This window comes from Pseudomonas sp. NPDC089530, from assembly GCF_050280705.1.
Taxonomy (GTDB): Bacteria; Pseudomonadota; Gammaproteobacteria; order Pseudomonadales; family Pseudomonadaceae; genus Aquipseudomonas.
This window is the reverse complement of sequence record NZ_JBNNVU010000010.1, coordinates 92863-106527: the sequence shown is the minus strand read 5'-3', so window position 1 is coordinate 106527 and position 13665 is coordinate 92863. Positions and strand designations below refer to the sequence as shown.

At 65.4% G+C, this 13665-nt stretch carries 15 protein-coding genes; 9 read left to right on the top strand and 6 right to left on the bottom strand.

Going from position 1 to position 13665, the window contains the following annotated elements:
- From ACQKQA_RS06580 to ACQKQA_RS06570, 3 genes are all read right to left on the bottom strand, one after another.
- On the bottom strand, positions 1-1079 hold a 1079-nt coding region (locus ACQKQA_RS06580), incomplete at its 3' end, for an amidohydrolase (RefSeq protein WP_427554718.1).
- Between the two features lie 46 nt (positions 1080-1125).
- Positions 1126-1704, bottom strand: coding sequence for an antibiotic biosynthesis monooxygenase (locus ACQKQA_RS06575; RefSeq protein ID WP_427554716.1), 579 nt, complete (start codon positions 1702-1704; stop codon positions 1126-1128).
- Positions 1705-1776: 72 nt separating this feature from the next.
- The gene (locus ACQKQA_RS06570) at positions 1777-2421 is read right to left on the bottom strand and encodes a hydrolase (protein WP_427554714.1); all 645 of its coding nucleotides are present in this window, start codon (positions 2419-2421) and stop codon (positions 1777-1779) included.
- 182 nt (positions 2422-2603) lie between these two features.
- Here ACQKQA_RS06570 and ACQKQA_RS06565 point away from each other — a divergent pair, with 182 nt between their 5' ends.
- The 7 genes from ACQKQA_RS06565 (at position 2604) to ACQKQA_RS06535 (ending at position 9439) form a co-directional block, all read left to right on the top strand.
- Entirely contained in the window at positions 2604-3506 is a 903-nt protein-coding gene (locus tag ACQKQA_RS06565) for a LysR substrate-binding domain-containing protein (protein WP_427554712.1), read from the top strand.
- A gap of 188 nt (positions 3507-3694) precedes the next feature.
- Positions 3695-4354, top strand: a complete 660-nt coding sequence (locus ACQKQA_RS06560) for a methyltransferase family protein (RefSeq protein ID WP_427554710.1) — start codon at positions 3695-3697, stop codon at positions 4352-4354.
- A gap of 467 nt (positions 4355-4821) precedes the next feature.
- Positions 4822-6186 (top strand): glutamine synthetase family protein, encoded by a 1365-nt coding sequence (locus ACQKQA_RS06555; RefSeq protein ID WP_427554709.1) that lies wholly within the window; start codon positions 4822-4824, stop codon positions 6184-6186.
- A 57-nt stretch (positions 6187-6243) separates the two neighbouring features.
- Positions 6244-7557, top strand: coding sequence for an NAD(P)/FAD-dependent oxidoreductase (locus ACQKQA_RS06550; protein WP_427554707.1), 1314 nt, complete (start codon positions 6244-6246; stop codon positions 7555-7557).
- A gap of 144 nt (positions 7558-7701) precedes the next feature.
- Positions 7702-8073 (top strand): GFA family protein, encoded by a 372-nt coding sequence (locus ACQKQA_RS06545; RefSeq protein WP_427554705.1) that lies wholly within the window; start codon positions 7702-7704, stop codon positions 8071-8073.
- Positions 8074-8126: 53 nt separating this feature from the next.
- Positions 8127-8519, top strand: coding sequence for a VOC family protein (locus tag ACQKQA_RS06540; protein WP_427554703.1), 393 nt, complete (start codon positions 8127-8129; stop codon positions 8517-8519).
- 452 nt (positions 8520-8971) lie between these two features.
- Positions 8972-9439: a hypothetical protein gene (locus ACQKQA_RS06535; protein WP_427554701.1), complete on the top strand. Its 468-nt coding sequence runs from the start codon at positions 8972-8974 to the stop codon at positions 9437-9439.
- Between the two features lie 77 nt (positions 9440-9516).
- Here the strand turns inward: ACQKQA_RS06535 and nadE are convergent, their stop codons facing one another.
- From nadE to ACQKQA_RS06520, 3 genes are read right to left on the bottom strand one after another with little or no spacing between them, the layout of a single operon-like run.
- A complete protein-coding gene (gene nadE / locus ACQKQA_RS06530) occupies positions 9517-10344 on the bottom strand; it encodes an ammonia-dependent NAD(+) synthetase (RefSeq protein ID WP_427554699.1) in 828 nt (275 codons plus the stop codon).
- 1 nt (position 10345) lies between these two features.
- A complete protein-coding gene (gene pncB / locus ACQKQA_RS06525) occupies positions 10346-11575 on the bottom strand; it encodes a nicotinate phosphoribosyltransferase (RefSeq protein WP_427554697.1) in 1230 nt (409 codons plus the stop codon).
- Between the two features lie 9 nt (positions 11576-11584).
- The gene (locus ACQKQA_RS06520) at positions 11585-12232 is read right to left on the bottom strand and encodes a nicotinamidase (protein WP_427554695.1); all 648 of its coding nucleotides are present in this window, start codon (positions 12230-12232) and stop codon (positions 11585-11587) included.
- A gap of 171 nt (positions 12233-12403) precedes the next feature.
- Here ACQKQA_RS06520 and ACQKQA_RS06515 point away from each other — a divergent pair, with 171 nt between their 5' ends.
- A complete protein-coding gene (locus ACQKQA_RS06515) occupies positions 12404-12949 on the top strand; it encodes an adenylyltransferase/cytidyltransferase family protein (RefSeq protein ID WP_427554693.1) in 546 nt (181 codons plus the stop codon).
- 1 nt (position 12950) lies between these two features.
- A complete protein-coding gene (locus ACQKQA_RS06510) occupies positions 12951-13658 on the top strand; it encodes an NUDIX hydrolase (protein ID WP_427554691.1) in 708 nt (235 codons plus the stop codon).
- The last annotated feature ends 7 nt before the right edge of the window (positions 13659-13665 follow it).

Genomic DNA, 13665 nt, shown 5'->3' with positions numbered 1-13665 from the left:
TTCTCGAACACATCGAGCATGCGCGAGATCGACTCGTCGTAGGTGGCATGCAGGCGGAACGGCCAGCGCTGCTCCACCAGGTGGCGCACCACCGGTTCCAGTTCCTGCTCCATGGTCTGCGGCAGGTCCGGGCGCGGCTCGAGGAAGTCCTCGAAGTCCGCCGCCGAGAACACCAGCATTTCCCCGGCGCCGTTGTGCCGCAGGAAATCGTCGCCCTGGCCGTAGGTCACCTTGCCGGTCCAGTTCTTGAAGTCCGCCAGCTCTTCCTTGGGTTTCTGGGTGAACAGGTTGTAGGCGATGCGTACGGTCAGTTGCTGCTGGGCCGCTAGCTCGTTGATGACCTCATAGTCGTCCGGGTAGTTCTGGAAACCGCCACCGGCATCGATGGCACTGGTGACGCCGAGGCGATTGAGTTCACGCATGAACTGCCGGGTCGAGTTGACCTGGTATTCCAGGGGCAATTTCGGCCCTTTGGCCAGGGTCGCATACAGGATCATCGCGTTCGGTCGGGCCACCAGCATGCCGGTGGGTTCGCCCTTGGCATCGCGGACGATCTCGCCGCCCGGCGGGTTCGGCGTATTGCGGTCGTAGCCCACCACCCGCAGCGCCGCGCGGTTGAGCAAGGCGCGGTCGTACAGGTGCAGGACGAACACCGGGGTGTCCGGTGCCGCCTGGTTGAGTTCCTCGATGGTCAGCATGCGTTTTTCGGCGAACTGGAATTCGTTCCAGCCGCCCACCACCCGCACCCACTGCGGCGCTGGGGTGCGTTCGGCCTGGTCCTTGAGCATGCGCAGGGCGTCGGCCAGGGACGGCACGCCCTCCCAGCGCAGCTCCAGGTTGTAGTTCAGGCCGCCGCGGATCAGGTGCAGGTGCGAGTCGTTGAGGCCGGGGATCACCGTGCGGCCCTTGAGGTCGATGACCTGGGTGGCGCTGCCGCGCAGGGCCATGGCCTCGGCATCGGTGCCCACAGCGATGAATTTGCCGTCCTTGATGGCGACCGCGCTGGCGCTCGGCCGGGCCCGGTCGACCGTATGCAGACGGCCGTTGTGCAGGATCAGATCAGCAATGGCATTGCTCATGACAGTGCTCCTTAGCGTCGGAAAAAGTAGCCCCCGTTTAGGGCGCTCAGACAGGGTTGCGCGGTTGCAGCCAGCGACTGAACAAGCGGGTCGCCCGCGGCATGAAGACATAGACCACCAACAGCACGATGCTCAGGGTGATCAGCACGTTGGCCTGCAGGTAACCGCCGAACCAGGGCAGCCGGGCGAACAGCGGTTGCCACAGGGCCGGCACCAGCAGGCTCAGGGGCAGGATCACCAGGAAGGTCACGCAGGCCTGCTTCCAGCGCGGTGGCTGTGCGGGGGCGCCGGCTTCGGTGGGGGTGAACCAGAATTCGCGGTCGGCGTTGATTTCGGTCCGGTCGCCGTCGGCCAGCATGGGCTGGGCTTCGGCCACCAGGTCGCGGCGGTCGGCGGAGTCGAGCCAGTGCTGCAACTGCTCGGTGCTGGCAAACCGCAGCACGCTGGTGAACAGCGCGAGACCGCCGCTGTGCCCGCGCACCACATCGATCCCCAGGTGCCCCGGGTAGCCGCGGGCGGTGCCGACGGTCCGGCGCAACCAGGCTTCGTACGCCTGCTCCTGCCCCGCCTTGATGCGGTGGCGCACCAGCAGGGTGACCACGCCATCGGAAAGTTCGAGATTCATGCTCTGCCTCCACGCCGCAGAGAGAGGGAAAAGTCTAGCGGGCGCCCTGGAGGAGCGCCCGCCGACCGTCGCTTACTTGACCTGACGCTGCGGCGCCTTGTGCACCATGGTGTAGGCGTAGTCCACGCCCATGCCGTAGGCGCCGCTGTGCTCGCGCACCAGGTCCATCACTGCGTCGTAAGTCTCCTTGTGAGCCCAGTCACGCTGGAATTCGAGCAGTACTTGCTGCCAGGTCACAGGCACCGCGCCGGCCTGGATCATGCGCTGCACCGACATGTCGTGGGCTTCCTGGGTGGTGCCGCCGGAGGCGTCGGTGACGATGTACACCTCGTAGCCTTCGGCCAGGGCTTCCAGGGCCGGGAAGGTCAGGCAGACCTCGGTCCACAGGGCGGCCATGATCAGCTTCTTGCGACCGGTGGCCTTCACTGCGTCCACCAGCTTCTTGTCTTCCCAGGAGTTCATCGAGGTGCGCTCGATCGGCTGATGGTCGGGGAACACGGCGAGCAGTTCCGGCCAGATGTAGCCGCTGAAGCTTTCGGTCTCCACCGAAGTGAAAATGGTCGGCACGTTGAAGATCTTCGCTGACTTGGCCAGGCCCACGGTGTTGTTCTTCAGGGTCTGGCGGTCGATCGACTGCACGCCGAAGGACATCTGCGGCTGATGGTCGATCAGGATCAGGGCGGAGTTGTTCGGGTTGAGCAATTCACGGATAGACATGGCGCGTTCCTTTTGTTGTCGACTGCTGGGTGGGTTCGAGCGTTGCTCTGTAACGCCCGGGGCTCGGCGCGGGTCCCGCTTCGGGAGGCTTTGCTGCCGGCTTGGTGGCTAATTTAGGGGCTAGCCCGATAAGGGACAATTCCCTAAAATCGAGAATCATTGATTCCAAATAAGGGACAATCATGGACCGCCTCGAATGCATGCGCGCCTTTGTCGTCACGGTGGATGCCAACGGCTTCGCCGCCGCGGCCCGGGCCATGGACGTACCGCGCTCGAAAGTCAGCAAACAGATCCAGGCCCTGGAAGAAGACATCGGCGTGCAGTTGCTGCAACGCACCACCCGCAGCCTGCACCTGACCGAAGCCGGCGCCGAGTACTACGAGTCGGCGCGGGAAGTGCTGGCCGCGGTGGACGAGGCCGAACAACGGGCCCGGGACGGCATCGGCGAATTGCGCGGGGTGCTGCGGGTCAACGCGCCAATGTCCTTCGGCTTGCGCCGCCTCGGGCCGCTGGTGCCGCTGTTCCACGAACAGCACCCGAACATCGAGTTGCAACTGGTGCTCAGCGACCAGCAGGTGGACCCGGTGCGCGGCGGTTTCGACGTGACCATCCGCATCGCCAGCCTGGCCGACTCCTCGCTGGTGGCCCGGCTGCTGGCCCCGGCGCCGCGGATCATGGTGGCCTCGCCGGAGTACCTGAAGCGCGCCGGCACCCCGCGCACGCCCCGCGACCTGACTGCCCACCAGTGCCTGAACTACGGCTACCTGCAAAGCGGGGTCAGCCTGCAACTGAGCAACGGCAAGGACACCCAGCGCGTCCACGTCACCGGCCCGCTGCACGCCAACAACGGCGACCTGCTGGCCCAGGCCGCCGAAGCCGGGATGGGCATCGCCCTGCTGCCGGATTTCATCGTTGCCGACGCCCTGGCCGCGGGGCGCCTGGTGCCGGTGCTGTGCGAATGGCAGGCGCCGCCGATCAGCATCCACGCGGTCTACCCGTCCGCCCGGCGCGTGCCGCAAAAGACCCGGGCCTTCATCGAGTTCCTGGTCGCCCAACTGGCGGAGAAACCGCCTGTGCATCCGTAGGGGATCCAAGCAAGGTGGTGTGTCAGATACACCGCCTCGCGGGCAAGCCTCGCTCCTACAGAAGCCGCGAACACCTCGTTTCGGTAGGAGCCAGGATTACCGGCGATGCAGGCGACGCGGTGCCGCGGGATGTCCCGGCGATGGTCCTACACTGAAGGCATACCCCCTGGCATTCGTGAGGGTCCATCATGCGTATCTCTCCCCAACTGGCGGTATTCAGCGTGTGCGCCACCCTCGCCTACCTTGGCCTGGCCATCCTCGGCATCGGCGGGCCGATAGCCTTCTTCTCCCATCCGGCGCTGTGGGTCATCGCCCTGTCCACCCTGATCATGACCGGCGTGGCGCTGTTCAGCAAAGGCAACATGAGCCCCGGCGAACAGGAAGACCGCGGCAATCGCTGGGTGCTCGTCGCCTTCGGCATCCTCGGGCTGTTACTGGCGTTTCTCCCCGCCTACACCGATCGCCTGCATGTCTGGACCGTTGGCGATGCCGACGTGCGCTGGCTGGGAGTGGTGTTTTTCATCCTCGGCGGCATCCTGCGGCTGTGGCCGGTGTTCGTGCTGGGCAAGCGCTTCAGCGGCCTGGTGGCGATCCAGCCCGGCCACCGACTGGTGACCACCGGTATCTACGGCACTCTGCGCAACCCGAGCTACCTGGGGCTGCTGATCAACTGCGTCGGCTGGTCCCTGGCCTTTCGCTCCGGAGTCGGCCTGCTGCTGACTGCGCTGATGCTGATCCCGCTGATCGCCCGTATCCATGCCGAAGAGGCGCTGCTGCACAAACAGTTCGGCAAGCAATACGACACTTACTGCGCCTACACCTGGCGCCTGGTGCCCTGGGTTTACTGAAGGCTTTGGCGTCGTGCTGCCGGGGCATGGCGTTAATTATTTTGTGACACTCCCCTTGGCAGCGAGGACCAGTCCCGGTAAAACGGTGAACCTCAGTTGCACGATATGTCCGTGAATTCTTGACGAGACCCGCCGGCCGATGAACGCTTCGCGCTCCTGCCCTCCCTGCCCGATTCGCCCCTCTGCCCCGTGCAGCGGTAGCGCCATGGGCATGCAGAAGCAGCCGCGTCACGGCCACCTCCCCGGCCACCTCGAGGACCGGCGATGAAACTGCTGGTCAACCTGCCCATGGCCCTGTGCCGCTCCCGCCTGCGTCATTCCTCGCGCCCTCCGGATCTCTCGCTTGCCTGAACGCGCACTCATGCGCGTCCAGCTTCCAGACTCGATTTCTGCCATTGCAACCGGGCCCCACCGGCGCCGTTGCATGAACCGAACCTGCGCGCCCCCAGGGCGCAAGCGAGAGCACCATGAATTTTGCAGCCCTTGACGAGGCCCGTAGCTTCCTGGCCGCCAACCCCGATATCGACATGATCGAGCTGTTCATCCTCGACGCCAACGGCGTGCCCCGCGGCAAGCTGTTGCACCGCGAGGAACTCTTGGCGGTGTACGAAAGCGGCCGGCCGCTGCCCAGCACCATCCTCGGCCTGACCCTCAGCGGCGACGACGTGGAAAATTCCGGGCTGGTCTGGGACGTCGGCGATATCGACTGCCGCGCCTACCCCCTGGCCGGCAGCCTGGTACGCCTGCCGTGGCGGCAGATCCCCACCGCCGCGGTGCAGGTCAGCATGCACCCGCAGCAAGGCCTGCCCGCCAGCATCGCCGACCCGCGCCACCTGTTGATCAAGGTCATCGAGCAGCTCAAGGCCGAGGGTTATCACCCGGTGATGGCCTGCGAACTGGAGTTCTACCTGCTGGACGCCAAGCGCGACGGCAACGGCCGCCCGCAACCGGCCCTGGACGCCGACGGCGGCCGGCCACGGCAGACCCAGGTCTATGGCCTGCGCGAGCTGGAGCAGATCGAACCCTTCCTCGCCGACCTCTATGCCGCCTGCAAACTGCAAGGCATTCCGGCGCGCACGGCAATCTCCGAATACGCCCCGGGCCAGGTGGAAATCACCCTGGAACACGGCGATGCGCTGGAGGCCATGGACCAGGCGGTGCGCTACAAACGCCTGGTCAAGGCGGTGGCGCACCAGCATGGGATGCAAGCCACCTTCATGGCCAAGCCCTTCGACGATCTGGCGGGCACCGGCATGCACATGCACGTGAGCCTCGCCGATGCCGGGGGCCGCAACCTGTTCGCCGCCGAGGACCCGGCCGGCACCCCGTTGCTGCGCCAGGCCGTGGGCGGCATGCTCGCCTCCCTGCTCGACTCGCTGCTGCTGTTCTGCCCCAACGCCAACTCCTACCGGCGCTTCCAGGCCAACAGCTACGCGCCGCTGGCGCCGACCTGGGGCGTCGACAACCGCACCGTGAGCCTGCGGGTGCCGGGCGGCCCGGCCAACAGCCGGCATATCGAACACCGCATCTGCGGCGCCGACGCCAACCCCTACCTGGCCGCCGCGGCGATTCTCGCCGGCATCCTGCGCGGTGTGCGCGAACAGCTCGACCCGGGCGACCCGGTGCAAGGCAACGGCTACGCCCAAGCCAACGAACGGCTGCCCACCGATTGGCTGACCGCCCTCACCGCCCTGGAAAATTCCGTCTGGGCCCGCGACGCCCTGGGCAGCGACTTCCTCGGGGTCTACCTGGCAGTCAAGCGCGCCGAGTACCGCCAGTTCATGGCCGAAGTCGGCGAGCAGGACTGGCGCTGGTACCTGACCCAGGCGTGACGCGCAGGCCGGCATCAGGGTGCCGGCCTGCCCCATCCAAGCATTCGAGAACAGCCCATGACAGCCGCATTCCACCCGGTATCACCGGCAGCCGAGCGCTGCCCTTCCTATTACAGCGCCACCCTCAACCACGAAACCGCCTACCCGCCCCTGCAAGGCCAGGTCAGCGTGGACGTGGTGATCATTGGCGGCGGTTTCACCGGCGTCGCCAGCGCCGTGGAACTGGCCGAACGTGGCCTGAAAGTGGCCATCGTCGAAAGCCACAAAATCGGCTGGGGCGCCACCGGGCGCAACGGCGGCCAGGTCACCGGCAGCCTGTCCGGCGATGAAGCCATGCGCAAGCAGATGCGCCGCAGCCTGGGGGACGAGGTCGACGATTTCATCTGGCAACTGCGCTGGCGCGGGCACCGGATCATCCAGCAGCGGGTGGACAAGTACGCCATCGCCTGCGACCTCAAGCACGGCCATCTGCATGCCGCCTACAAGCCCAGCCACCTCGCCGGGCTGCGCGCCGACCATGAAGAGGCCGTGCGCCGCGGCATGGGCGACGACGTCAGCCTGCTGGACCGGCAACAGCTGCGCGACGTCCTGGACAGCCCGCTGTACCACGGTGCGATCAAGAACACCCGCAATCTGCACCTGCACCCGCTGAACCTGTGCATCGGCGAGGCCCGCGCTGCCGAAAGCCTGGGCGCGCTGATCTTCGAGCACAGCGAAGTGCTGCGGATCGTCCACGGCGAGCGCCCGGCGGTGATCACCGCCCAGGGCCGCATCGATGCCAAGCAGGTGCTGCTGGCCGGCGACGTGTACCACAAGCTGGAGCCCAGGCAGCTCAAGGGCAAGATCTTCCCGGCCATGGGCGGCATCGTCACCACCGCGCCCCTGGGCGAGCTGGCCCGGCGCCTCAACCCCCAGGACCTGGCGGTCTACGACTGCCGCTTCGTGCTCGACTACTACCGCCTGACCGCCGACGGCCGCCTGCTGTTCGGCGGCGGCGCCAACTACAGCGGCAAGGACTCGCGGGACATCGCCGGTGAACTGCGCCCGTGCATCGAACGCACCTTCCCGGCCCTCAAGGGCGTGGCCATCGACTTCCAGTGGAGCTGCGCCATGGGCATCGTGATCAACCGCATCCCGCAACTGGGCAAGCTTTCGGACAACGTCTGGTACTGCCAGGGCTACTCCGGGCACGGCATCGCCACCAGCCACATCATGGGCGAGATCATGGCCCAGGCCATCACCGGCCACCTGGGTGACTACGACACCTTCGCCGCCTGCCGACACATCCGCGTGCCCTTCGGCGACCAGTTGGGCAACCCGATGCTGGCGGCGGGCATGTGGTACTACCAGATGCTGGAAAAGCTGCGCTGAAGCATCGGTTCCCGGCTGGCTCGCGATGGCGTCCTCACGACCGCCATCACCGGTCCCGTAGCAGCCTGTAACCATTAAACCCCATGGGCCCATGAGATTTGGTTCTACCCTTGCCCGGCACCCTGAACGCTCGAGGAGCAGGCCATGAATCCATTGATCCACAACGGCGGCTGCCTGTGCGGGCAGGTCCGTTTCGCGGCCCTGGGGCCGGCGCAGAATCCCCACAGTTGCTCATGCAAGCTGTGCCAGCGGCACACCGGTGCGCTCACCGCGACCTGGGTCGAATTTCCCCGAGAGCGGGTCACCTGGAGCGGCACACCGGCGACGTTCCGTTCCTCGGCATACTCCAGCCGCGCGTTCTGCCCCCGTTGCGGCAGTTCATTGGGCGCGATCGACGATGAACCGACCGTCGCCCTGCTGCTGGGCTGCTTCGACGACAACGGTCCGGAAACGCTCAAGCCAACCCATCACGCCTACCAGGACGCGCGCCCGGGCTGGTGCCGGGGCAGCGAGTAGCGCGGCGGGTGTGACAGAATCCGCCGTCGTCAACGAACAAGGACCGCTCAAACATGAAATTCGCCTACACCATTTGCTACGTCCCCGATGTCGGCGCCTCCCTGGCGTTCTTCGACCGCGCCTTCGGCCTGCCCACCCGCTTCCTCCACGAGTCCGGCACCTACGGCGAACTGGAAACCGGCGCCACCGCCCTCGCCTTCGCCGCCCATGAACTGGCCGAGATGAACTTCAAGGGTGGCCACATCGAGGCCCATGGCTCGGCCAAGCCGCTGGGCATGGAAATCGGCCTGGTCTGCGCAGACGTGCACGCCGCCCATCGACGGGCCCTGGACGCTGGCGCCAGCGAACTCGGCGCGCCCAGCGAAAAACCCTGGGGGCAGACGGTGTCCTATGTGCGCTGCCCCGACGGCCTGCTGGTAGAGCTGTGCACGCCGGTGCAGGCCTGATACGCCTCTACCTGTAGGAGCAGCCGGTCGACGCTCGATTGCTCGCGATGGCGCCGTCACTACCGCCATTGCTGGCAAGCCTGGCGCCTACAGAATCGCCCCACACGCCCCAACCCGACATACCCCAGGGAATCTGTTCTAGGCTGGAACCGCTGGCGAGTTCGACAGGACTATGCAACTTGGGCAGGCGGTATCGACCCTGGGCATAGAGCAGGTGCATCGCCCGCCATAGCAACCGGTATTCCCGCGGCACAGAAACTAGCCCCCTGTTGCAGCTCTTCTTCCACCGGGGCATCCACCGTCCCCCAAGTCATCACGCGTCGCATTGTGCGAAGTGGACAATGTTGACCAGCAGTTAGCCGGACGAGCCCGAAACCATGCTGTAGCCTATGGCAACGGCTGCACGACTTCATAAGCGGACAGCCGCACTGGTGGCATGAAGGAGAAGGAAAATGGTGCAAACGGGCATCGACGAGACACCCACCATCGGGTCGAGAATCTGGACCTGGTATGGCCAGGACGAGTACCGAAAAATCATCCTGGTCGGCGAACTGGGCCCAGCCCTGGAATTCCTGGCCCTGGATGCAGGCCGGCAGCGAATCGAAGTCGGCTGCTGCGCCGAATGCAACCTGTGGTCCGACCATCTCGATTATCTCGCGCACTTTGTACAGCGTTTCCCTGCGCACCTGGCGCCGCATTTGCACCAGCGACTGCAAACCCTGTTGAGCGCCTGTGAAGCCCTGAGTCCAGAGGCCTATGGACTGACCCTCGAAGACAATGGCTTCGAACACCCGCAATGGGCGCCGCTGCGCCTGGGTGCCCTTGAGGCGATGGAGCTGCTGGGTTGGCCAGAAGTACGGGAACATATGGCCGAGCTGACCGAAGAGTGTCGAGCGGCACTGGAGAAATGGCCGGATTGATACCCCTCCATTGGCCGGCGAAGGACAGCCTTGCAGGCCTCTTCGCTGGCAGTCCGGCTCCTGCAGCGACAGGGAGATCAGGCGGGAGTACGCGGCAAAGCGCGTTTGTGGGCGGTGCGCCGGTAGGCGGTTTCGATCAACTGGCGCACGGCATCGGGCACCGGTTCTCCCATCAGGTAGGCATCGATCTCGGCGTAGCTGCAGCCATAAGCGGTTTCGTCCAGCTTGCCCGGCGCCAATTCTTCAAGGTCCGCCGTGGGCGCCTTGTGCACCAGGTGCTGGGGGGCATCCAGCGCATCGGCCAGCAGGCGTACCTGGGTCTTGGTCAGCCCCGACAGCGGGGCCAGGTCGCAGGCGCCATCGCCGAATTTGGTGAAAAAACCCATCAGCGCCTCGGCGCCATGGTCGGTGCCCACCACCAGGCCGTCGCTGAAATTGGCCACCGCGTACTGGGCCAGCATCCGCGTCCGCGCCTTGACGTTGCCCTTGGCGAAGTCCGTGAGCGCCGCCGAAGGCTGCAACCCTTCGATCCGAATCTGGCCCATCAGGCCGTCGACGGCGTCGGCAATGTTGCAGGTGCTGATGCTGTCCGGGCGGATGAAGTCCAGGGACGCCTGGGCATCGCTTTCGTCGGCCTGGCTGCGGTAAGGCAAGCGCATGGCGATAAAGCGCGCGTCGTGCCCTGCTTCGCGCAGTTGCTCCACCGCCAGCTGGCACAGGCGGCCGGCGGTCAGGGAATCGACGCCGCCACTGATGCCCAGCACCAGGGTCCGGCAGCCGGACTCGCGCAGCACCTGCTGGATGAAATCCACGCGCCGGGCGATCTCGCCGGCCTCGCCACCGCGCAGCAGGTGCCGGTCGATGCCCAGTTCCCGGGCAATGCGTTCTTGGGTCTGGCTACTCATATCAGGCCTCCAGGGGCGAGCGGGCAAGGTCGACGTTGAACACTTGCGCCGCGTATCTGAGGAACGACGGGTCTTCGCAGACGTTCTTGATCGGGTCATCGGAGAACTTCACCACCGGTTCGCCATGGACCCGTACCAGCTTCATCACGATGCTCAGCGGCTCGACGCCCTCGACGTCGCAGGCCAGGCTGGTGCCCATGCCGAAACCGAACCGAGCCTGGCCACGCACGTGGCGCAGGATCGGCAGGCATTTCTCGAAGTTCAGGCCGTCGGAGAACATCAGGTCCTTGCTCCGCGGGTCGATGCCCAGCTCGCGGTAGCGGGCCAGGACTTTGTCGGCCCAAAGGATCGGGTCCCCGGAATCCTGGCGCAGGCCGTCGTAGAGCTTGGCGAAATACAGGTCGAAATCCTTGAGGAAAAAATCGGTGCTGATGCAGTCGGTCAGGGCGATGCCCAGGCGACCGCGGTATTCGCGCACCCAGTTTTCCAGGGCGGCGTTCTGGCTCTCGCGCAACCGCCCCAGTTGCTGGTGCACCATCAGCCATTGGTGGGCCATGGTGCCGATCAGCGGCAGGTCGAACTCGTAGGCCAGGTGTGCGTTGCTGGTGCCGACGAAGACCCCGGGGAAATCGCTGCTCATGATTTTCACCACTTCGCGCTGGGCCTTGAACGACAGGCGCCGGCGAGTGGAGAAGTCCGAGACACGGAAGTCGGCGAGCTCTTCGCGGCTGGCGTTTTTCTCCAGCCATTCGAACTTCTGGTACAAACGGCGGCTGACGTCCGCAAGCTCCACCTCCGGATAGCGCTCGCGGTTGCGCAACTCGCTGACCATGGCCAGCACCGGCTGCTCGAACATGATGCAGTGCAGCATCGGCCCACGGACGCGGATGCTCAGCTGGCCATCGATGGCGGCCACATGGATGTAGCGCAGGTTGAAGCGGAACAGGCCGAGGAACTGTTCGAAGTCCGGGGTCAGGTACTCGCGAAAACGCTTGTTGAACAAAAAGCGCTGTTCGCCTTCACGCATCTGCAGGCCGGCGAGCTTCTCCAGCTCCTGGCGGATCTGCGGAATCAGGTGCACCAGGGACTCCCTGGAACGGACGATGAACTGGTACTCGACCTCGACATTGGGGTGCTGGTGCAGCACCGCCTGCATCATGGTGAAGGTGTAGTAATCGGTGTCCAGCAGGCTCTGGATCACGCCGTTGCTGCGGTCAAATGCACTTTCCATGGTGCCTCCTCAAACGCTGGCCAGTCTGGCGGTTGCTTCGCGGGTCGCGGCCACCGCGATGCCCGCTTGCTGCATGTCGTGGATCGCCCGGTCGGCGCCCTCGGTACTGATGGCGCGGCATGCCGGCAGGTGGACGATCACCTTGAAACCGGCGGCGGCCAGTTGCAGGGCAGTGGTCTTGACGCAGAAGTCCAGGGCCAGGCCGCCGACTATCACCCGTTCCACACCCTGGCGTTCCAGGTACTCGATGACCCCGGTGGACAACTTGCCGTGCAGGTCGTGGTAACAGGCGCCGTAGGGGTGCAGGTCCGGCTCCACGCCCTTCCACACGAAGTAGTCGTAGTCATAGGGGACGGGCAACTCATCCAGCAGGGTGAAGCCCGCGGTGCCCGGTACGCAGTGGCTGACCCAGGTCAGGTCGGCGTGCTCCAGGCCGGTGGGCTGGAGCATCTGCCCGTGCCCGGCCACCACCCAGGGGGCCTGGGGACTGTGGGCGTCCTTGCTGCCGATGCGCAGGCTGGCCAGGGTCGCCATGAAATTCAGCTCGCCGCCGATGCGGTCGCCTTCGGCCACGGGCAACTCGTCCGGGCACAGCGGGGTGAAGCTCTTTTGCGCATCGACATCGAAAGAAGCGGTCTTCATCGGTTGGCTGTTCATGCTGGGTCTCTCCTCTGCATGAGACATAAAGTACATGTCATGTACTTTCATTGCAAGCCATTCGTTGATGCACCAGGACAGCCATACAACTTACCAAATGAAACCGAGGCGATTCCCTGCAAACGAAAGCAATGATAAGGTACACGTCATGTACCAAAACAGGAGAAACAGATGTTTGAACTGGCTCTCTACGGCGGCGCCTTCAACCCGCCCCACGCCGGGCATGCCCGGGTGATGCTCGAAGCCGCCCGCCACGCCCGACGGGTGCTGGTGGTGCCCAGCTTTCGTCACCCGGATGGCAAGCGCATGGCCGACTTCGAGCAACGGGTGAACTGGTTGCGGGCCATCACCGAGCACCTGCAACCGGAGAGCCCCGCCGAACTGGCGGTGAGCCGGGTGGAGCAACTGCTGGCCCTGGCCGATCCCGGCCCGGTCTACAGCTACACCCTGCTGCAGCGGCTGGCGGACGACCTGGCTCTGGACGGCAAGCGCATTGCCCTGGTGGTGGGTGAAGACGTGGCGCGCCAGCTGCCCGGCTTCCATCGTGGCGAGGAACTGCTGCAACGCTTTTCCATCCTGCGTATCGAGGAGCAGCCGGGGGTCCGCAGCACGGTGTTGCGCCAATGCCTGGCCCGGGGCGAAACGCCTCCCAGCCAATGGCTGGCACCGGGGATGAATCCGCTAAACTACGGCCTCTACGCCGCCCACGGAAGTTGACATGCACGACCGCCCCACCCTCCCCTGCGCCTACTTGCACACCATCGACCTGTGCCTGCTGCGCTACAACCGCGAACGCCTCGAGCTGGAAATCCTCCTCCACCAACGGGACAGCGATCCGTTCGCCGGGCACTGGGCGCTGCCGGGCATCGTGGTCAACGGCGACGTCGAGGACCGCAGCCTGAACGATGCGGTGGAACGCCTGCGGCGCTCGAGCAAGGTGGACATGCCCCTGGCCTGGCTGGAACAGGTGGGCACGGTGGGCGATGCCTTTCGCGACCCCCGCTGCTGGTCGTCCTCGACCTTTTACCTGGGGATCGCCAGCGAGCCGCTGGAGCCGGGCCCGAAGCAGGGTTTCTTTGCCCTCGGCGAGGTGGCCAGCGGGGCTTTCAAACTGCCCTTCGACCACAACAGCCTGGTGGCCCAGGCGCACGAGCGGCTGTTTTCCAAGTCCCTGTACAGCAGCCTGCCGCTGATGTTTCTCGGCAAGGAGTTCAGCGCCCCCGAGGCGGTGAACATCTTCTCCCTGGTGCTGCGCCGGCCGGTGCTCAAGACCAGCATCCGCCAGCGCCTGCTGAAGATGAACGAAGCCGGTTACCTGCAAGAAACCGGGCGCAAGAAAAGCGGCGACGGCGGTCGGCCCCAGGCCACAGTGGAAAACCTCAAGCCCGCCGAGCTGTACCTGTTCGATCGTTGTTTTCTGGAGTGATGCCATT

Excerpts from the sequence above, each read along its gene's own strand:
- ACQKQA_RS06520 (WP_427554695.1), bottom strand. The coding sequence starts at position 12,232 with ATGAACAGCCAACCGATGAAGACCGCTTCTTTCGATGTCGATGCGCAA.
- ACQKQA_RS06510 (WP_427554691.1), top strand. The coding sequence starts at position 12,951 with ATGCACGACCGCCCCACCCTCCCCTGCGCCTACTTGCACACCATCGAC.
- ACQKQA_RS06575 (WP_427554716.1), bottom strand. The coding sequence starts at position 1,704 with ATGAATCTCGAACTTTCCGATGGCGTGGTCACCCTGCTGGTGCGCCAC.
- ACQKQA_RS06565 (WP_427554712.1), top strand. The coding sequence starts at position 2,604 with ATGGACCGCCTCGAATGCATGCGCGCCTTTGTCGTCACGGTGGATGCC.
- ACQKQA_RS06535 (WP_427554701.1), top strand. The coding sequence starts at position 8,972 with ATGGTGCAAACGGGCATCGACGAGACACCCACCATCGGGTCGAGAATC.
- pncB (WP_427554697.1), bottom strand. The coding sequence starts at position 11,575 with ATGGAAAGTGCATTTGACCGCAGCAACGGCGTGATCCAGAGCCTGCTG.
- ACQKQA_RS06570 (WP_427554714.1), bottom strand. The coding sequence starts at position 2,421 with ATGTCTATCCGTGAATTGCTCAACCCGAACAACTCCGCCCTGATCCTG.
- ACQKQA_RS06540 (WP_427554703.1), top strand. The coding sequence starts at position 8,127 with ATGAAATTCGCCTACACCATTTGCTACGTCCCCGATGTCGGCGCCTCC.
- ACQKQA_RS06545 (WP_427554705.1), top strand. The coding sequence starts at position 7,702 with ATGAATCCATTGATCCACAACGGCGGCTGCCTGTGCGGGCAGGTCCGT.
- ACQKQA_RS06550 (WP_427554707.1), top strand. The coding sequence starts at position 6,244 with ATGACAGCCGCATTCCACCCGGTATCACCGGCAGCCGAGCGCTGCCCT.
- ACQKQA_RS06515 (WP_427554693.1), top strand. The coding sequence starts at position 12,404 with ATGTTTGAACTGGCTCTCTACGGCGGCGCCTTCAACCCGCCCCACGCC.
- ACQKQA_RS06560 (WP_427554710.1), top strand. The coding sequence starts at position 3,695 with ATGCGTATCTCTCCCCAACTGGCGGTATTCAGCGTGTGCGCCACCCTC.
- nadE (WP_427554699.1), bottom strand. The coding sequence starts at position 10,344 with ATGAGTAGCCAGACCCAAGAACGCATTGCCCGGGAACTGGGCATCGAC.
- ACQKQA_RS06555 (WP_427554709.1), top strand. The coding sequence starts at position 4,822 with ATGAATTTTGCAGCCCTTGACGAGGCCCGTAGCTTCCTGGCCGCCAAC.